The sequence below is a fragment of the Aurantibacillus circumpalustris genome (assembly GCF_029625215.1).
Classification (GTDB): Bacteria; Bacteroidota; Bacteroidia; order B-17B0; family Aurantibacillaceae; genus Aurantibacillus; species Aurantibacillus circumpalustris.
Map to the genome: position 1 here is coordinate 2,509,787 of NZ_CP121197.1, position 21,361 is coordinate 2,531,147.

Sequence of the window (21,361 nt, forward strand, 5' to 3'; positions counted from 1 at the left end):
TTTTACATCAAAAAAATATCAGCGCAAACGAACCCACAAAACAAAACGCTGGCAATGCCATTCGTAGTGCCAAAAGCGAGTGTTACTTTACTTAAATCATCCGGCTTCACAAGAGTATGTTGGTAAATCAATAAGCCTGTAAAACCAATTGCACCCATTATATAAAGCCAACCAAAAAGGCCTGAAAAATAACCCGCAAGTACTAAACAGGCTGCGATAAAATGTAGAAATTCCGATAAGCGTAAAGCATTTTTACGCCCTAAAAAAACCGGTATCGATTTTAGGTTCTGACTTTTATCAAATTCGTCATCTTGCAAAGCGTAAATAATGTCAAAGCCACTTACCCATAAAAAAACTATCACGCTCAATAAAACAGGTATAAGATCAAATTCTTCGGTTAGGGCTATGTAAGCGCCAATAGGAGCAAGTGCAAGTCCTGCGCCGAGTACTAAATGACAAAGGGGTGTAAAACGTTTGGTGTAGCTATAACCCAAAATAACCAAGAGTGCAACTGGAGACAAGTATAAACAAAGGGTATTAATAAAAAATGTACAAACAATAAAAGCAACACAACATAAAACAACCATAATTAATGCAGCATTCGGTGAAATAACTCCTGCAGGAATTTCACGCACGGCAGTTCTTGGATTTTTACCATCAAATTTTCTATCGATGTATCTGTTAAAAGCCATTGCAGCTGTTCTGGCAAAAATCATACATAAAATTACCAACACAAATTTTTCCCAACTAAACTGCGCTTTTCCAGATTGAATAGCCAGTGAAAAACCAATTATAGCAAATGGTAATGCAAAAATAGTGTGACTGAATTTTATAAGCGACAAATAATTATTGATGGTCTTCAACATAATCATTGCAAAGATAAGGATGCTGTGGAAATGACAAACACATTTTGGAAGGTGATTTTTGTATTTGAAACTTCTGGACTGTGCCTTGTTTTGTGCAACTGCTCACTGCTGACCGATAAACTCAGTGTTCCTAAGTGTCCTCTGTGTCTTAGTGGTTTAATAGTGAAACTACTTCCCTCTTCCTTGCAAAACAATAAGAATAGTATGCACCAAAATCTTAAAATCTAGAAGCAAACTCATGTTTTCAACGTACAAAATGTCAAATTTCAAACGATCAATCATTTCATCAACATTCTCTGCATAGCCAAACTTAACTTGACCCCAACTTGTTATGCCAGGGCGAATTTTATGCAAATGTTTGTAGTGAGGTGCTTTTACTACTATCCGTTCGATGTAATATTTACGTTCAGGCCTTGGACCAACCAAACTCATATCACCAATAATTACGTTAAAAAACTGAGGCATTTCGTCTAAACGTACTTTTCTCAGAAATCTTCCAAAAGGAGTTACACGTGGGTCAGTTGCACTCGATAAAGAAGGGCCGTCTTTTTCTGCGTCCGTTAGCATAGTGCGGTATTTAAAGATGTAAAAGGGTTTTCCGTGAATCCCAATACGCTCTTGTTTAAAGAACATTGGACCGCGCGAACCTAGGCGAACAATTATTCCAATTAATATATACAACCAACTAAAAAAGATAATGACAATTACAGAAACACTAACGTCAATGAAACGCTTTACGGAAATTTGCCACTCAGGAATAATTTGATTTTTTATTTCAATTAGCGGAGTACCAAGAATACTGGTCATTTTTACATGACCGCTAAGTATGTCGTACATATCCGGAATGATCTTAATAATAACACCAAGATCACCCAAATCATTCACAATGTTTTTTATGTATTCATGTTCCCAGCTTTCTAAGGCAATAATTACTTCTTCAATTTCATGTTTTTCAAGAATACTTTTTACATTATGGTATTCGCCAAGATGAGGCAATTCTTTCATCAGTTGTTCTGAGTATCCATTCTTGCCTTCAATGTGAACGAACCCTATAAATTTGTTCCCAATGCCATATTTAAGGGCGTTTATTTCTTTAAACATTTTTAAAGCACGTTCATTGCTGCCAATAATTACTGTATTGAATCCAAACTCACGCTTGTGAATTTTTTTGTTGGTATTACTTGAAAGCAACAAACGAAAAAATGCAGTGATTATAAAATGTGAGGTAAATAAAACAAAATATAATTTGTAATAAAGTCTATAAGAAACAACAGAATCGTCTAACAGCAAAACAAAAAACAAAACAGTAACGCCAATAATTGAAGTGGCAAGTAATTGCACAAATTCGTTAATACGAGATTTGCGTAAAACATTATTGTATGAACCAGACAAATAGTACACTAAAACCCATATTATGGGCAAAATACTAACGCTAATAAAGTATTGATTATCAAAAATAGCACCTGGTATTTCACCCGTTTTCAAAGAATCAATTTGGGTTTTACGATAATAGTTAAAGATTGTCCATGCCAGAGCCCCAGATAAAAAATCGGTAAAAATATAGTAAAGCGTTCGTAGTTTTCGGCTCATTTAATTTAAAATATCACTGCTATGGCTTAATATAAAGTAATTTCAAGTTGTCTAAAAAAAGATAACTCTGTGCATTACCACTTGGGTTTTGATAAAACTCAAAGTACACTTTGTTTTTCGACGTGTTTAAAAGGGTTACAATGGTAGAAAGTTGAATGTAGGTTTTATTCCATACTTCTTGCGGATTAAGTGTAATGGCAGGCATGCGTTGCACATCATCCGTTAAACCAATTGTCACAGGCGTATTACATTTATAATTCAGTTCAAGAAAAACATCTCCTGTTCCAGTTGGTAAAAAAAAGCCATCACTTGAGCTTTGCAACCTTCCTGCAATTCCTGAATCTGGAAACAAAGTAACTTTGAGTGATTTATTTTCAAAACTTTCAGCACCACTTACAATTTCAAATACTGCATCAAGTTCCTTTTTTACTGAAATAGCAGATCCAGAATCAAAATTCTCGGTCCATGTAAAAGTGGTGACGTTTTTATAGTTGAAAGTAAAGTCCCGTTCTATAGTCTTTCCGGCTGCAACAAATGTATCGATAGTAAGAAAATTGAAAAAAGGATAAAAAATCCGGGTATCCGAAATACCATTGTTTTTAATGCCTGCAAAAACATTAATTTTAGTTCCATTTTCTTTGGAGGAAATTGGTATAAGATTTCCTACTGGATAAACCCCTTGAAATTTACCATCAGTATAAACCCATAAATCAGTTATTTTATTACTCGAAGTACCTTGTAAAGGATTGGTTGTTACAGAAATTGTTTTCGATTTAAGGAAAAAGGAAGGATCTGCCTCTTTGTATTTTTTACAAGAGTTGAGCAAAAACAGTTGAATAAATAAAACAAAAAGTAAAAATAATCTCATACGTTGCCAATAAAACCTGTCTTGCGTCGTTTCAAAAATAATGAATTTAAATCGTTAACTCCGAAATTATTTCGCTACGGATTAAGTTTTTCTTCAATATCAAAGGCTAGTTCGAGGGTGCGGATCGCATCTTCTATACTGCCTTTTGTAACTTTATTCGAAACAACGTTATTATGGAACGTATGCAACTCTTCATTTATTGCGTTTGTTGGTAAAATTATTGGATGTTCGAAAATTATTTCCTTTTTCGCTAAACCATTACCGGGATCTACTACCAAATTTTTTGAATTTGGTAATGGATCTTTAATTTTAATAACTTCCGTTATTTTTTCTAATAAATTAATACTCACAAAGTTATCTCTTGTAAAAACTCTAAACTTTCTGCTGTTCTTAAAAGCCATTCTATTTGCAGTTAAATTGGCAACTACCGAATTCTCAAATTCTATCCGCACATTCGCAATATCAACCTTACTACTAACTAAAGGGCTCCCCGACACTTGTATTTTCCGCACATTCGATTTTACGAGACTTAAAATCAATTCCAAATCATGCATCATTAAATCAAGAACTACAGATACATCAGTTCCCCGTGATGTAAATTGAGCTAATCGATGAACCTCAATAAATACTGGATTTTCAAGATAGGGCTGAGCCGAAATAAAAGCCGGATTATATACCTCAACACTACCCACTTGAAATATAACTCCCGCTTCATTAACCAGACTTTGAAGTTGCTTGGCTTCTTTGAGTGTGGACGTTATTGGTTTTTCAATAAAAACGTGTTTCCCCGCAACTATTGCTTTTTTCGCAATTTCAAAATGACTGCTGCTCGGGGTTAGAATAGATATGGCCTCCGAGTGTTCGATTAACTCATCAATATTTTCAAATGCTTTAACTCCAAATTGAAGGGCAAGATCCTTTGTTAGTTGAACGTCCTTGTCATAAATACCTAACACTTTCCAATTCGCACTTTCTTTTAGTAGTTTTAAGTGAATCCTACCTATGTGACCCAAACCAATTAATGAAATACTCTTTATCATATCCGTCAAAACTAACGCTTTAAAAAGGCACGTTTCCTGAGATCTCATATAATTTTAAACAGTCTGTGTTTAGAAATTCGTTTTCTGTATTATTAATTTGTTATTATTAGTTAAATAGATGAAATAAGTAAATTAATAGGGAAAAGCTAATAGTGGATACAATAAACTTCGAGTTAGAATAATCTTTTATTACTTTGGCACATGAATTTTAAAGCACTCATAGCTTTTTGTCTATTAAATTCCATTGCTCTTTCTCAAGGTAACTATGGCGTATTAAAAAAGGTCGACTGTTCTCAGTCAGGCTACATTTTGTTTGCACCGCTTTTTTCAAAAAATACATACCTAATTGATAAATGTGGAAGAGAAGTTCATAAATGGAAGAGTGCTTACACTCCCGCGCAATCGGCGTACTTCTTGCCAAATGGAAAATTATTAAGAACGGGTAATGATACAATAACGCCAGGCTATACCAACCGCGGTGGTATTATTGAGATTTTGAATTGGAAAAGTGAGGTGGTATGGTCATACAAAATCGCCGATTCAAGTCAAAGGCAACATCACGACGTTTGTCCAATGCCTAACGGGAATATAGTGGTGTTAGTTTATGACAGAAAATCTGGTGAACAAGCCATGAACATGGGTCGCGACACAGCGATTAAAAGTAAGTGGATTTGGAGCGAAAAAATTATCGAGTTACAACCTATAGGTAAAAATGAAGCTAACATCGTTTGGGAATGGAAAGTATGGGATCATCTCATACAAGATTTCGATAAAAGTCTCCCAAATTATGGTCTTGTAGCTGATAATCCTCAACGAATAAATATAAATTTTTTAGCATCTAGTGACGAAGATTGGTTACACTTTAATTCCATCGATTACAACGAACAACTCAATCAAATTCTAATTAGCAACAGAAATTTTTCTGAAATTTTTATTCTCGATCATAGTACAACTACAGTCGAAGCTAGCTCAAATAAGGGTGGTAAACAAAACAAAGGCGGCGATTTACTTTTTAGATGGGGAAATCCAATGTCTTATAAGAGAGGTAACCCTGAAATTCAAACCTTTTTTAATCAGCATAACGCACGTTGGATTAAGAAAGGTTTAAAAGATGAAGGAAAAATAATTGTATTTAATAACGGTCTTAACAGGCCTGGTGAATTGCATTCAACGGTTGATATAATTAACCCGCAAATTGACGATAAAAACAACTATCAATTATCGTCTGGTCTCACTTATTTGCCAGAAAAGCCTTATTCGCAATATGGCGAAGACGAAACAAATGGATTTTATTCATCTAATGTTTCAAGTGCCCAAAGGCTTTCAAATGGCAATACACTTATTTGTGAAGGCGAAAATGGCAGGTTTTTTGAAATTGATAAATCAGGAGATGTGGTTTGGGCCTACATTAATCCAATAGGCTTGTTTAAAATTTTGCAAAACGGTTCACATCCCGATAAAAACCAGGTGTTTCGCTGTTTTCTTTATGAGCCATCCTACCCGGGGTTTAGAGGCAATCAACTTAGGCTAGGAAAAACAATAGAAATAAATCCTGGTTTGAAAGACTGTAAAATCAATTTCTTAAAGCGTTCCGATTGTAATTCTAAATAATCAAACGGTTGTGTAAACGTTAGATTCAACCTTATGGTTCAAAAAATAAATATATTTTTAGCAATTGCAATTAACTAAATACTAATTTTACTTTCTAAATTAATTATCTTGTTTTATAACGTTTCAAAGGAAGATGAATACTTGTTTCAGGGCAAACGAAAACGTTTGGTGGAAATTTTGAAAACCAAAGGGATTAAAAATGAAAAAGTTCTTAGCGCAATTGAAAAAATTCCAAGACACTTATTTTTTGATACAACCACCGCAAGACCTGCTCTGCTTGATCATGCGTATAGTGATAAAGCTTTACCAATTGGTGCGGGACAAACAATTTCTCAACCATACACGGTTGCTTTTCAAACAGAACAGTTAGACTTAAAACCTGGCGAAAAAGTATTAGAGATTGGAACCGGTTGTGGTTATCAAACTGCAGTGCTATTAGAAGTTGGAGCAAAGGTATATAGTATAGAAAGGCAAAAAACATTGTTCGATAAAACAAAATTATTTCTCCCATACATTGGTTATGGTGGTGCTAAACTTGTTTATGGTGACGGTTACAAGGGTATGCCTCAATTTGCTCCGTATGATAAAATCATTGTTACCGCTGGCGCACCCTATATCCCAAACGACTTATTAATCCAATTGAAAATTGGAGGAATTTTGTTGATACCATTAGGAGAGGGTGAAACACAAGAAATGGTCTGGTTAAAAAAAATGAGTGAAACTAATTTTGATAAAAAAATACTTGGAAATTTTAAATTTGTACCTCTTCTTCAAAACAAATCTGGAAATTAGTTTTTTCAAACAAATAAAATAGGGGCTATACACTAAAATGATTTAATTTGCGTTAGTTTGTAAAACGTAATTATTTTAAATTCGATACTTCAAGATATACTAAGATAAAAATAGAAACTTTATATGAAAAAAATAGTTCTAATACTCCTCGTAACAATTACCGTTAATGGATTTTCACAAGATCTTACTTCTAAAAACGGTGAACCAATTTTACCTCAGGCAAAAGACTGGGCTATTGGCATTGATGCCACGCAACTTATTAAAAATGCAAATTTTAATTTTGTTTCGTCGTCACAGGCAATTACAGGTAAGTATTTTAAAGATGCACATACTGCTTACCGTATTGGCGTTAGAATAGGTATTAATAATTGGATCACCAAGGCATTTGTAGTTGATCGTGCTGCTGCAACAGCTTCTATTATTGCATATCCGGCAGCAGTTGCAAGAAAAGAAAATATTTGGAGTAAAACGGCAACTGCTATTGGTTTAAATTTTGGTATAGAAAAACGACGTGGATCTACCCGTCTTCAAGGTATTTACGGAGGTGAAATAGGATTATACATCTCTTCTTCCAAAGATAAATTTACTTACGGTAATAAATTAAACACATCTTCTTCACCTCAAATAGTTGTAGACCCTTCAGCTGATGCCATGTCTAGTCCTATTTTTGGCGCAGCACGCAACATCGATACGCTTGGATTAATTCAAGGGGTAAAAGGATCTGCACGAATAGTAGAACGTAAAAACGGTCTTGCTTTAACTATTGGCGTACGCGTTTTTATGGGCGCCGAATATTTTGTTTTGCCTAAAATGAGTATTGGTGGCGAGTTTGGCTGGGGTTTATCTGCCTCAACAACCGGTAGAAGTGAAACAAAATTGGAATCTATGGGGCAATCTAATGTGTCTGGCTCAACCGGTGTTTCAATAAATAATACCACAATTGATGGTGGTACTACAAATCATTTTGGACTCGATACAGATAACACAAATTTACTAGGGGGATTATCCGCCAGCTTGCGTATTAACCTTTACTTCTAGGTTTTCCACATTATTATAACCGTAAAGCTTTCTGCCAATTGCTTGAACTATTTAAGAAAGCCGAAGAAGGCTCGATACTTCACATATTTCTTTATCTGCAAATTCCTGATTAATTATTTGTTTTACTTTGAATTAAAACCTCAACAAGTTTAACCGCATTTACAGGAGAAGTCTTTGAAAAAGACGAATTATCTGGCTTAATGCGGGTAATCCTCATTTGGCAAGCTCATGATGAACTTTAGGGTTTAATTTAACTTTTAAATCATTGATTTTTATCAAACTTTAGAACGTAGCCTTTTTAGTTGGCTGGTCTCAAACATCTGTAGCACCCTGAACTGCTAAGGGAATTCTTAAAAATAAAAGACGTAAGTTAAATAGCTAATTAAATATTAAATTTTTGTTAATCATTCCATTTTTTTTGATATGTTTGCTTTTATAACAATTTAACTTTCTAAACACATGAAAAAAACTTACAAACTAATTAAGACGTTTATAGTGCTATTGAGCCTGGTAACGTTGAAAATGGGAGCGCAAATTTCTGGCGTGGTTACTATCAATAGTGGCGCTGCTACTGGTGGTACTAACTATCAAACTTTTACCGCTCTTGCTAATGCTTTAAATACAAGTGGTATCTCTGGACCTTTAACAGTTAACGTTGTAGTTAATACTGGCCCTTATGTTGAGCAACTTTCGCTTGACCAAATTACGGGTATGTCTGCCACAAACACAATTACAATTAATGGTAACGGCAATACACTAACTTATAGTGGAGCCGCAGGTAATGTGCACACAGTGCGATTAAACGGAACAGACTACTTAACACTTAATAATTTAATTGTTGAGGGAACTAATACCACTTATGCAGTTGCATGTTTGTTAACAAACTCGGCTAATTATAATACCTTCAGCGCTTGTACCTTTTCTGTTTTCTTTAACGCAACAAGTTCACAAGTAATGGCTTTTTCTTTTAGTTCTTCTGGAACTACTGGTAATAGCTGTTGTGGAGACCCAGGAAACTACAACACTGTTAAGACTTCTACTCTAGCGGGTGGTTATTACAGTATTTATCACTATGGTTTATCGTCAGGCGCTTACACTCACGATAATGGATTCTACAATTGTTTAATTACTGATTTTTATTATTCAGCGATTTATTGTTATTACTCTAAAAATTTAACAATTAAAAGTTGTACATTAAATCGTTTGAATAGAACCAGTTTCACAACACTGTATATGATTTATGGATGGTATTCTCAAGGATTTAACTTTGACAGCAATATCATTGAAAAATTATACAACACAAACCAAACATACACAGGTACTCTTTACCTTTCGTATTATTTAGGATACTATAATTCAGCAGGAGCTGGCGTTAATCCTAATCATATTACAAACAACATTATAAGAAATATTGAATATAACGGAACCATCTACGGTTTTGCCTACTCTTATTATGGCGATAATGAGTTTTTGCATAACACTTTTTCATTTGACCACACGGCTGCTACAGCCGGAAGTACTTATGCGTTCTATTATTTTTATGGTGGAAACGGTATGAAAACAACCATGAAAAACAATCTCATTAGCATCACTCGCGGTGGAACTGGATCAAAGTATGGTTTTTATAATGGAGGTAATGCATTATCTGGATCTATTATTGATTGCAATAATACTTATGTAAACGGGGCTGGTGGTAACAATTACGTAGGTTACGTTACCTCAGCGGCTACTAATCTTACGCAGTGGCAAGCTCAGGGCGTTGACGCTAACGGTTACACCTTAAATCCTAATTTTGCAAACTTACTTACTGGCGATTTGCATCCAACAAATGTGAGTTTAAATAATTTGGGTTGCCCTGTAGGAATCTCACAAGATCAAACGGGCGCACCTAGGAGCCAATCTACCCCGGATTTTGGAGCTTTAGAGTTTTTAAGTGTGCAGTGCATTGGAACTCCTTCAGCAAATTCAATTGTAACGCCTACTTACGCATTATGCCCTGGCCAAAATGCAAATTTGAATGTGGCTAATTATACTAGCGATCTTGGAGTTACTTACCAATGGTTAACTTCTGTTAGCTCAACAGTTGGTCCATGGGTGCCTATTTCTGGAGCTACTGGCATTTATTATTCTACACCTCCTCTTACAAGTCAAATGATTTATGGTGTTGCTATTACTTGTTCAAATGCTGTAGGTAGCACAACCGCTGCGGGTATTGTTAATGTTGCTGGTACAACAACTAATACCGTGCCGTACCTTGAGAATTTCGATCAAATACCGAAATCAAATGCCTTACCAAACTGTTCATGGTTTGCTCCAAGTCTTGGTGGAAATGCTTTTACTTACACCTCTTCTAGTGCAAATGGTAGAGTGTCACGTTCAGGAACAAGCTTCGCTTCGTTCTATTATAATCCATCTGGCACACAGTACTTCTACACAAATGGTATTCAATTAAACGCCGGTATTACGTATTCAGCTTCGGTATGGTATACAACAGAGTATTACGGTTATAATAACTGGACAGATCTTTCCATTATGTATGGAACTACTCAAACATCGGTAGGTCTTGTTACCATTGCGTCTACAAACGGCCCTGCATTGAGTAATGTTTATAAATCTTTATCAAACACGTTTTCAGTTGCGTCAAGCGGTCTTTATTATGTTGCTATCAGAGCAACAGGTACAACTAACAGTTCTGCACAATATTTAAGCTGGGATGATTTAGCAATCGATATTCCGTGTGATGTGAATTCACCAAGCTTAACAGTTACTTGTAATAATACCGTAGTATGTTCTAATGAACAAGTTACAATTTTTGCCGGTGGTGCAGATTCATACGCTTGGAATACAGGTGCTACAACTAGTTCAATTACACAAATGCCAACGCAATCTGGATTAGTACCTTACACTGTTATCGGTACATCTAGCTTAAGTGGTTGCGCAATTGCTGCAACTCAAATGATTTTAGTAAACGTTGCACCAAACATTCTTGCTTATGCAAGCAGTCCTGGTATATGTGCAGGAACTCCTGTAAACATTAACGCAATTGGCGCATCAAGTCCTAATTCTTACACTTGGACAACTGGTGCAAACGCTTCTTTCATAACAGTTTCTCCTACTACAAATACGAGTTATACTGTAGTAGGTTCTAATGCAAACGGATGTGTTGCTCAGGCTGTTCAAGCTGTAATGGTTTATACTTTACCAATTGTTTCTGCTACAGGTATTCTACCAGAAGAAATTTGTATTGGTGAATTACAAGTGTTAACTGCTGCTGGTGCTGGTACTGGTGCTTCTTACCAATGGATTGCAAGTGGAACAGGTGCTTTATATCAAGGAGCGTCTATAAACGTGTCTCCTGCTGCACAAACTGTTTACACTGTTACTGGCACTAACTCGCAAGGGTGTTCAGGAACATCAACTATTCTTCAAAAGGTTAATGAGTGTGTTGGTTTAACTGAAAATAAATTAAACAACGTGCGAGTTTATCCTAATCCTACCTCAGGTGATATTACGCTTGAATTAAATAACATTTCCGAAAAAACCATTACAGTTATGGATGTTACAGGTCGTGTTGTTTCTTCAATGACTAGTTCTTTAGAAGTAGTTAACGTGAATTTAAACGAACTTTCAAACGGTATTTATTATGTGAAAATTCAATCAAGCACTTCTACTGAAGTTATTAAGATTGTAAAACAATAATAGATCTAAAATTTGCTTAGTAAAAAGGCTGTCCAATCGGACAGCCTTTTTTTATGCCAACCTAACTACTCATTTTATATTGGTACAAAAGTTAAAACGAATTTGTTGTGTTGATTAGTTGTAAAAAGAAAAAATATTTCTAACCAGTTAAAATTTAATATTTTAACATTTTTAACAGTAAATTTTAAATGTTAAATATTTAAATCATTGTTTATTTCAATTATTTTTTTATAGGTTTGTAAATACAACTAATTATACAACATACACATGAAAAAAAACTACCAATCTATCAAGTTGATGATTGCTTGTCTTATCCTTTTTGGATTAAAGGCTGGTGCTCAATTATCAGGAATCGTTACAATTAACAACACCATTCCTTCCTCGGCTACAAACTTTACTAGTTTTACGGCCTTTGCCGCTGTTGTAAATACCGCAGGTGTTAGTGGCCCCTTAACTGTAAACGTCGCTGCAACCTCTAATCTTTACACAGAGCAAGTAAGTTTTTCTCAAGCTCCCGGTATTTCAGCAACCAACACCATAACTATTAATGGTAATGGCCGTACCATAACGTTTAACGCCACTGCCGCTGCTAATCCACATACAATTGTGTTAAACGGCGCCGATTACATGTTCTTTAATAATTTAAACATTATTGGAACTGGTGCGTCTTATGCTCTTGTGGTTCACTTATGGAATCAAGCAAACAATAACGAGTTTCTTAATTGTGCAATAACAGCTCCATTGAATGCGGCATCAACAACGCAAATTCCATTTTCTCTTAGTAATTCTGGTACGGTTTATTCGACTAGTGGTAACTCAGGTAACAACAACGTTGTAAATACTTGTACTTTAAGCGGTGGTTATTTTTCCGTATGTTATTATGGCAATACTGTGGCACCCTTTACTGTTGGAAATAAAGTGTTAAATTCTAAAATTCAAGATTTTTATATTTATGGTGTTTATAACTATTACGGTCAGTATTTAACTATTAAGGGTAATATTATAGAACGCCCTTTTCGTACAACACTAAGTTCTTGTTATTCAATATATCTTTCTACCAGTTCTATAGATATTTTGGTTGAAGGAAATCATATCAGAAACCCTTATCTAACCGGTATTACAAACGCTAATTTGGCATATGGTGTTTACGTTGGTTCGGGAGGCACTTCTGGGCATGAGAATATCATTCGTAATAATGTGATCTCTGATATGTATTGTAATGGTACAGTTTACGGCATTTATGTTGCTGGTGTTGCTTACACTCTTGTCTATCATAATACAATTATATTAGACGGTGCAACAAATACTGCTGGTACAACTTATGGTATTTATTCAACTGTTGCTTCAAGTCCGGTAAAAAATAACATCATTATAATTAATCGTGCTGGCAATGGTACTAAATATTGTTTGTACGCAGGTACAGCAGCAAATACCTGGAACTCGAATCATAATGTGTTTAATATGCTCTCTACTGCTGGTACGAATGGCCTTGTTTTCGCAAGTGTAAATTACACGAGTTTAGCAACATGGCAAGCTATTTCTTTAAATGATAAGGGAAGTACAACTGCCGATCCGCTATTTAACAATCCTGGTGCTTGGGATTTTGCTCCAACTGCTACGGTTGTTAATAATATGTGCCCGCCTTTAGGTGTTACTACAGATTTTAGTTTAACAACTAGAAGCGTTTTATTCCCAGATCCGGGTGCTGTTGAAGTATTTAATACACCATGTACTGGAGCTCCGGGACCGAACTCGTTTGTTACTCCAACCGTGGCTTTTTGCCCGGGTATGATGCTTGATCTTACTCTTTTAAACAGTGGAACTTACACAAATTCTGGTTATACCATCGCTTGGCAAACATCTACGGCTTCAGCTGTGGGTCCATTTGCCTCAGTACCTGGTGCAACTTTAAATAGTTATAATACAGGCCCAATTAATCAAACAATTCATTACAGGGCGGTAATTACCTGTGCGGCTGGTTCAAGTTTTTCAACAGTTCCTCAGTCAGTAAACGTTGCTCCTGTTACCACAAGTGTAGTACCTTACCATGAAGGTCTCGAAACGCTTGCTTTAAATAAGCTTCCAAACTGTTCTTGGGCTGCAAGTAATGTTGGTATAAGTAACTTAACCTATACGGCTCCTGCCGGAAACAATAGGGTTCCTCATGCAGGTAGCCAATTCGCTTCTTTTTATAGCTCGCCGTCCGGTACTAGTTATTTTTATACTAACGGTATTCAACTAGTTGCCGGAATTACCTATTCTGCTTCCATGTGGTATATTACTGAGTCTGGTTTTAATAATTGGGCAGATTTATCCATCATGGTGGGTGGAGGACAAACTCCTGCTGGTATGGTAACCGTTGCCTCAACAGGTGGTACAGTAACACCAATACTTTACACACCGCTTTCAAATACATTTGTAGTACCTCTTTCGGGCTTATATTACGTTGCTGTGAAAGCTACTTCTGGTGCAGGTGTAGCGCCATATTTAACCTGGGATGATTTAAGGATTACAATTCCTTGCGAAATTAATGGGCCTAACTTGTCAATTAGCCCTAGTGCTACAACTATTTGTCAAGGACAAAGCGTTTTATTAACGGGTGTTGGTGCCGACTCTTATTTATGGAGTGATGGTCAAATAACTACAGTAGGTGTATTTGCTCCAACTTTCCCACAAACATATACGCTTACAGGATTTAACACACTTAGTGGATGTACAACAACATTGACTCAAATGGTTGATGTTCTTCAATCGCCTCAAGTTACTGCATTTGTAAACGGGCCAACTGGTTGTGCCGGAAAAGCTGTTAATGTGGTAGCTCAAGGCGCAGATAGTTACTTTTGGAATACTGGTGCACAAGTTGCTTCAACTTTTGTTTATCCAAACGCAACTACAACTTATTCGGTAATTGGTACAAATTCTTTGGGTTGCACCAGTATAGCAATACTTCAGGTTTCTGTAAGCCCTGCTCCTAATATCACAGTGTTAGTTTCCAGTACACAATTGTGTAACGGAGATCAATTAACACTAACAGGATCTGGTGCAGGAACATATAACTGGCTAACAAGTCTCAACTCTTCTCAAAGTGGTAATCCTTTAACAGTAAATCCAAATGCTTCAGCTACTTACACAGTTATTGGAAAAGATAACATAGGCTGTGAAGGAAAAGCAACTGTGAGTTTCGCTGTTGAAGAGTGTACAAGTTTGACTAAATTATCGAGTTCAAATGTTTCAAAACTTTACCCTAATCCAACTACTGGTGTTTTTGCTATCGAGTTAAATAAACCAGCAAGCAAAATAGAAATCAGTGATTTAACAGGTCGCGTAATTTCATCTTATCTGAATGTTGAAGGAAAAGTTAGTTTTAATATCAATACGTTAGCTAATGGCATTTATTATGTCAAAATAAGTCAATCGGATTCGTATGAAGTAGTTAAGCTTGTAAAAAGCAATAACTAAATAATTTAAAAAGTCTTCCAAATGAATTTGGAAGACTTTTTTTAAAGATAGACTCATCTTCTTGAATGTTTTTGCGATTAAATATTTAATTCTATCAACTATAAAACTTGCGATTCACCACTTTATTTAGTTAAACATACAGTAACATGAAAACAAAAATTTACAAATTAGTATCAAGCGCAAAACAAGGATTGTATGCCCTTACTTTGCTTGTGTCTGGAACGGCATACTCACAAAACACTTTTACCTTTACATACTCTGGAAACCAACAAACGATGGCCATTCCGGCAGGTCCTTATCAAATAGAGGTTTGGGGAGCTAGTGGAGGATTAGGAAATATTAACTCGGGATCGGTTCCGAACAGCCAAATCGCAGGCGGTGTTGGAGGATATTCTTCTGGCACTATTACTGTTAACGCTCCAACTACCTGGTATATCAATGTTGGTGGCAAGGGCTCAGATGGATTTCTGAATACGACTGCGCCAGGCGGGTATAATGGTGGCGGTGATGGAAGCGTTAACTCTACACATAGAGGCGGTGGTGGTGGCGGAGCTACCCATGTTGCTAGTGCAACGGGTATCTTGAGTTCTTTATCTGGAAATCAGTCTGCGGTAGTAATTGTTGGTGGTGCTGGCGCTGGCGGCGGAAATCAGTCTATTGGTGGAGACGGTGGCGGACTAAATGGAATTCAACCTCCAACTACTACACAATTTTCGAATAGAACAGCTGGTGGTGGCGGATCACAAACAGCTGGTGGTGCGTGCTATACTAGTGGTTTTGGCGCTGGTTTTGGGCAGGGCGGAACAACGATACAAAATTTAGCTGGCGGCGGCGGTGGCGGTTGGTATGGTGGCTGCTCCGGCGACAATAGTACTGGCGGCGGCGGCGGTTCCGGTTACATTGGCGGTGTGAGTAATGGTACAACAGCAGCATTTGGTCAGCCTGGTTTTGTTCCCAATCCCGATGTTTCAGGAAACGGTTTGGTAATAATCACCAAGCTTTGCGATGTTACCATAGGATCTAGTTCTAATCCTGTTTGTCAGGGCAGTAGTGTAACATTAACCACCTCTGCGGTAACTACTCTTTCCTGGAGTGCCAGTGTTTCAACGGCTTCTTCAATTGTTGTAACACCAACAAGTAACACAACTTATTACGTTACAGGAATAGGTTCAAATAACAACTGTGTTACCACTGTTGCAATTAATCTTTCTATGACACCTTTACCAAACATTTCATCCATGGTTAATCCTCCTTTGTTATGTGTTGGCAATTCAGCTACTTTAACAGGACAAGGAGCAAATACTTATACCTGGAGCAACTTAACTTCAGGCCTCACAACAGCTGTTAGTCCTAGTGTTACAACTACCTACACCGCATCGGGAACAGATGGTTTTGGATGTGTTAATTCCAATACAGTGAGTGTGGTTGTAAATTCTAATTCAATAAGTGTTCCTGCCGCTACAACTATTTGTAGGGGTTCTTTGGTTAACCTCACCGCAAGTGGCGCTGTAAGCTATATTTGGAGTAATGGAATCCCACTATCTGGTATTCTTGTAAGTCCAACTGTAAGTACAGTTTATTCTGTTATTGGTATTGATGTAAACAACTGTTCTTTGAGTAATGCAGTTTCAATAACGGTTAACGATTTACCAAACGTTTTTCCGTCTACTGATAAAGATATTATTTGCAAAAAAGAATCCGTGGTTCTTAGTGCAACAGGAGCAAATACCTATGCTTGGAGTAATCCAATAACGGGTTCCTCAACAGGAGCCTCGGTGACTCTAACTTTGAATATTGATGTTCCTTATTTATTTACCGTTGTTGGTACTGGAAGTAATGGTTGCAGCAAAACTGCTACCGTATCTGTGGATGTACAAAAATGTGCTGGTGTAAATGAATTGAGTGAACAAAATACTTTTGTAAGTGTTTATCCGAATCCAAATAATGGATTATTCACAGTGGAATCAAAACAAATAAGTTCTGGAACAATTGAAATAATGGATCTTTCAGGAAAAATTATTTTCACTGAAACTGTTAGAGGTAATACAACTCAAGTAAACATGGGTGATTATGCAGCTGGCATTTATTTTGTTAAGGTTAAAAATGAAACTTCTTTTGAAGTTATTAAACTAATAAAAAATCAATAATTGTTATCATAGAAACTTCTCCGGATAAAATCTGTGAGAAGTTTCTTTTAAGTTCTTTAATCTTTAATCTTAAAACCTAGCACATGAAAAGAAAAATTTACAAATTATTATTAGGAGCAAAACAGGGATTGTTTGCACTTTCTTTGCTTGTAGCTGGAATGGCATACTCGCAAACAACATACACTTTCAATTACACCGGAAGTACACAAACGATCACCCTTTCGGGAGGCTCGGTTTTTATACAAATGTGGGGTGCTGATGGAGGAAATAATCTTACAGCAGGTACGGGGGGTAAAGGCGGTTATTCTACAGGAACTGTCAATGTTGCCCCAGGCACTTATTATGTTTACGTTGGAGGCAAGGGCACAACGCTACAAGCAGCTTCTACTGCGGCTACAGGCGGCTTTAATGGCGGCGGCAATTCAGGGGCTTATTCTTCTACTGGTAATGCGTGTGGTTCTGGTGGTGGTGCATCGCATGTTGCATCAGCAACAGGGCTTTTAAGTACTTTATCAGGAAATCAATCGGCTGTATCTATTGTAGCTGGCGGCGGCGGCGGCGGCGGAGCTAATCATGGAGGAACTAATACGCAAGATCTTGGAGCGAATGGTGGTGGATTAACTGGTGGAAATGGACTAACGGGCACTTATGGTGGATTTGGCGGCACTCAAGTTGCAGGTGGAAGCAACTCATCAGTTCCTCTTTATTCAGGCACGATGGCTGAAGGTGGTTCTTTTGGTCAAGGAGGTTCGGCTAATTTGGCACCCAGTGGATATGCTGCATATCCTAGTAATACTGGCGGCGGCGGCGGCGGCGGTTGGTATGGTGGCGCAGCGGCATTGTGGGAAGGTGGTGGCGGCGGTTCAGGATACGTTGGCGGTACAGTTAATGGTACAACCGCTGCAGTAGGTCAACCTGGTTTTGTTCCCAATCCCGATGTTTCAGGAAATGGTATGGTAATAATTACAAAGCTTTGCGATGTTACCATAGGAGCTAGTTCCAATCCTGTTTGTCAGGGCAGCAGTGTAACGTTAACTACTACTGCGATAACTACTCTTTCTTGGAGTGCTAGTGTTTCAACGGCTTCTTCAATTGTTGTAACACCAACAAGTAACACAACTTATTATGTTACAGGAATAGGTACAAACAACTGCGTTGCCACTGATGGAATCAATATTACAATGGTACCTTTACCAAACGTTTCTTCTATGGTTAATCCTCCTTTATTATGCGTTGGCAATACAGCTACTTTAACAGGACAAGGAGCTATCACTTATACCTGGAGCAATTCAACTACAGGCCTCACAACAGCTGTTAATCCTAACGTTACAACTAACTATACCGTATCGGGAACAAATGGTTTTGGATGTATCAATAATGCAGTAATCGGTGTTATTGTTAATACAAATGTTATTAGCGTATCAGCAAATACAACTATTTGTACTGGAAAGTCTGTTAATATTTCAGCGAGTGGTGCAGTAACCTATACTTGGAGTAATAATATTTCTTTATCAGGTTTATCGGTATCACCTACTTTAACTACAGTTTATTCTGTCATAGGAAGGGATGTTAATAACTGTCTACTTTCAAATTCTGTTTCAATAACGGTTAACGATTTACCAAACGTTTTTCTGTCTACTGATAAAGATATTATTTGCAAAAAAGAATCCGTGGTTCTTAGTGCAACAGGGGCAAATACCTACGCTTGGAGTAATCCAATAACTGGTCCGCTAAATGGAGCATCACTAACACTAACTTTAAATATCGACCTTCCTTACTTATTTACCGTTGTTGGTACCGGAACTAACGGTTGCAGCAGAACTGCTACCGTATCTGTGGATGTACAAAAATGTGCTGGTGTAAATGAATTGAGTGAACAAAATACTTTTGTGAGTGTTTATCCGAATCCAAATAATGGATTATTCACAGTGGAATCAAAACAAATAAGTTCTGGAACAATTGAAATCATGGATCTTTCGGGAAAAATCATTTTCACCGAAACTATTAAAAGTAATGCTACTGAAGTAAATATGAGTGCTTTTGCAACTGGCATTTATTTTGTTAAGGTTAAAAATGAAACTTCTTCGGAAGTTATTAAACTAATAAAAAATCAATAATTGTTATCATAGAAACTTCTCCGGATAAAATCTGTGAGAAGTTTCTTTTTAGTTCTTAATCTTAAATCTTAGCGCATGAAAATAAAAATTTACAAATTAGTATCAAACGTAAAACAAGGTTTGCTTGCGCTTGCGTTGACCGTATTTTCGGGTACGGCACATTCGCAAGCAACTTACACTTTCAGTTACACAGGAAGTGCACAAACCGTAGCCGTTCAGGCAGGTTCTTATTCAATAGAGTGTTGGGGAGCAGATGGTGGAGATGGTGGAGATCTTGCTGCTTATATCGGATCAGGTGGTAAAGGTGGTTATAGCAATGGTGTTTATTCAGTAGCTACACCCACAATTCTATACATTTACGTTGGAGAAAAGGGTCAATCGACAAATACTACGGGCGCAGCAATCGTTACAGCAGCGGGCGGTTGGAATGGCGGCGGCGGTGGTTTTAACGGCTCTTCAGGTAGTTATTACAAAGGCGGCGGCGGCGGCGGCACTGATGTTAGAACTACTCAAAACACTACTTATTTAAATAGGGTAATTGTTGCCGGCGGCGGCGGCGGCGGCGGCGGCGCCGCTAGTGCACCATATATTGGAATTGGAGGTAATGGAGGTGGTACATCCGGCCAAGATGGCATATTAGGATCGTCACAAACTACGCACAACGGTTTAGGAGGAACGCAAAGCGCAGGTGGTGTTGGTGGTGTATATGGCTCGACTAGTATAGGAGTTACCGGTGGTTTTGGTCTTGGTGGAGATGGAGGAAGTATATCTGGCAATGTTTACCCTGCCGGTGGCGGTGGTGGTGGTTGGTATGGCGGCGGCGGCGGGGCAACTCAAGGCGGCAGTGGCGGCGGTGGTTCAGGCTACATTGGTGGTGTAACCAGTGGTACAACTATCATGTTTGCGCAATCTGGTTTTGTTCCCAATCCCGATGTTGCAGGAAACGGTAGGGTAATAATCAGACAGCTTTGTGATGTTGGCATACAAGCTAGTTCTAATCCTGTTTGCGAAGGTACCAGTGTAACGTTAACCTGTACTGCGGTAACCACACTTTCTTGGAGTTCTACTGTTTCAACAGCTTCTACAATTGTTGTAACACCTACAAGTAATACAACTTATTACGTTACGGGTATAGGTTCAAACAATAATTGCGTTTCCACTGCTGCAATCAATATTTCCATAACACCATTGCCAAACATTTCTTCCATGGTTAATCCTCCTTTATTATGTGTTGGCAATTCAGCTACTTTAACGGCATCTGGAGCAAATACTTATACCTGGAGTAACTTAAGTTCAGGCATCACAACAGCTGTTAATCCCAGTGTTACAACTACTTATTCCTTATCAGGAACAAATGGTTTTGGATGTATCAATAATGCAGTAATCAGTGTTAATGTTAATACAAATGTTATTACCGCTTCCTCAAATACAACTATTTGCTCTGGCGAATCTGTAAATGTTATGGCAAATGGCGCTGTATCTTATACCTGGAGCAATGGAGCCGGTTTATCGGGCTTCATAGTTTCTCCAACCGTAAGTACTGTTTATTCGGTTTTAGGAACTGATGTTTTAAATTGTGAGCTTTCAAATTCAGTTTCTATTACGGTTAAAGCTTTACCAAACGTTTTTCCGTCTACTGATAAAGACATTATTTGCAAAAAAGAATCAGTGGTTCTTAGCGCAACAGGAGCAAATACCTATGCCTGGAGTAATCCAGTAGCAGGTTCTTCAACAGGAGCCTCGGTGACTCTAACATTAAGTATAGATATTCCTTATTTATTTACGGTTGTTGGTACTGGAACAAACGGTTGCAGTAGAACCGCTACCGTATCTGTAGATGTGCAAAAATGTGCTGGGGTAAATGAATTAACTGAACAAAATACTTCTGTGAGTGTTTATCCAAATCCAAATAATGGATTATTTACAGTAGAATCGAAGCAACTTAATTCTGGAACTATCCATATTACAGATGTAACAGGACGAGTTGTTTTAGTGACTAATATGGTAGATGAAAAAACTCTCATTAATATAAGTAACTTAAATAATGGTGTTTATTACGTTAGAGTTTCGAATATAAACTCTTTTGAGACTTTTAAATTTGTGAAAAATTAAGTTTAACTAAAATAAACATAAA

12 protein-coding genes are annotated in these 21,361 nt (G+C 37.3%); 8 read left to right on the forward strand and 4 right to left on the reverse strand.

The genetic code is table 11. The features are described 5' to 3' along the window. Window positions 1-2 precede the first annotated feature (2 nt). The 4 genes from P2086_RS10535 to P2086_RS10550 all read right to left on the reverse strand — a co-directional run bounded on the left by P2086_RS10535 (window position 3) and on the right by P2086_RS10550 (window position 4,412). A complete protein-coding gene (locus P2086_RS10535) occupies window positions 3-866 on the reverse strand; it encodes a UbiA-like polyprenyltransferase (protein ID WP_317896703.1) in 864 nt (287 codons plus the stop codon). Window positions 867-1,034: 168 nt separating this feature from the next. After that, on the reverse strand, window positions 1,035-2,456 hold the full coding sequence (locus P2086_RS10540; RefSeq protein WP_317896704.1) for a sugar transferase: 1,422 nt from the start codon (window positions 2,454-2,456) through the stop codon (window positions 1,035-1,037). A 19-nt stretch (window positions 2,457-2,475) separates the two neighbouring features. Continuing rightward, window positions 2,476-3,324 carry a hypothetical protein gene (locus P2086_RS10545; protein ID WP_317896705.1) on the reverse strand — a complete coding sequence of 283 codons (849 nt, stop codon included), beginning with the start codon at window positions 3,322-3,324 and terminating at the stop codon, window positions 2,476-2,478. 74 nt (window positions 3,325-3,398) lie between these two features. Further along, window positions 3,399-4,412, reverse strand: a complete 1,014-nt coding sequence (locus tag P2086_RS10550) for a Gfo/Idh/MocA family protein (RefSeq protein ID WP_317896706.1) — start codon at window positions 4,410-4,412, stop codon at window positions 3,399-3,401. 153 nt (window positions 4,413-4,565) lie between these two features. Here P2086_RS10550 and P2086_RS10555 point away from each other — a divergent pair, with 153 nt between their 5' ends. From P2086_RS10555 to P2086_RS10590, 8 genes are all read left to right on the forward strand, one after another. Then, window positions 4,566-5,975 carry an aryl-sulfate sulfotransferase gene (locus P2086_RS10555; RefSeq protein WP_317896707.1) on the forward strand — a complete coding sequence of 470 codons (1,410 nt, stop codon included), beginning with the start codon at window positions 4,566-4,568 and terminating at the stop codon, window positions 5,973-5,975. A 108-nt stretch (window positions 5,976-6,083) separates the two neighbouring features. Continuing rightward, window positions 6,084-6,767 (forward strand): protein-L-isoaspartate(D-aspartate) O-methyltransferase, encoded by a 684-nt coding sequence (locus P2086_RS10560; protein WP_317896708.1) that lies wholly within the window; start codon window positions 6,084-6,086, stop codon window positions 6,765-6,767. Between the two features lie 123 nt (window positions 6,768-6,890). After that, window positions 6,891-7,805, forward strand: a complete 915-nt coding sequence (locus P2086_RS10565) for a hypothetical protein (protein WP_317896709.1) — start codon at window positions 6,891-6,893, stop codon at window positions 7,803-7,805. Window positions 7,806-8,264: 459 nt separating this feature from the next. After that, window positions 8,265-11,504: a T9SS type A sorting domain-containing protein gene (locus P2086_RS10570; RefSeq protein WP_317896710.1), complete on the forward strand. Its 3,240-nt coding sequence runs from the start codon at window positions 8,265-8,267 to the stop codon at window positions 11,502-11,504. A gap of 267 nt (window positions 11,505-11,771) precedes the next feature. Beyond that, window positions 11,772-14,963 carry a T9SS type A sorting domain-containing protein gene (locus P2086_RS10575; protein WP_317896711.1) on the forward strand — a complete coding sequence of 1,064 codons (3,192 nt, stop codon included), beginning with the start codon at window positions 11,772-11,774 and terminating at the stop codon, window positions 14,961-14,963. Window positions 14,964-15,109: 146 nt separating this feature from the next. After that, window positions 15,110-17,110 (forward strand): glycine-rich protein, encoded by a 2,001-nt coding sequence (locus P2086_RS10580; protein ID WP_317896712.1) that lies wholly within the window; start codon window positions 15,110-15,112, stop codon window positions 17,108-17,110. Window positions 17,111-17,193: 83 nt separating this feature from the next. Beyond that, the gene (locus P2086_RS10585; RefSeq protein ID WP_317896713.1) at window positions 17,194-19,227 is read left to right on the forward strand and encodes a T9SS type A sorting domain-containing protein; all 2,034 of its coding nucleotides are present in this window, start codon (window positions 17,194-17,196) and stop codon (window positions 19,225-19,227) included. 75 nt (window positions 19,228-19,302) lie between these two features. Next, window positions 19,303-21,339: a T9SS type A sorting domain-containing protein gene (locus tag P2086_RS10590; RefSeq protein ID WP_317896714.1), complete on the forward strand. Its 2,037-nt coding sequence runs from the start codon at window positions 19,303-19,305 to the stop codon at window positions 21,337-21,339. Window positions 21,340-21,361 lie beyond the last annotated feature (22 nt).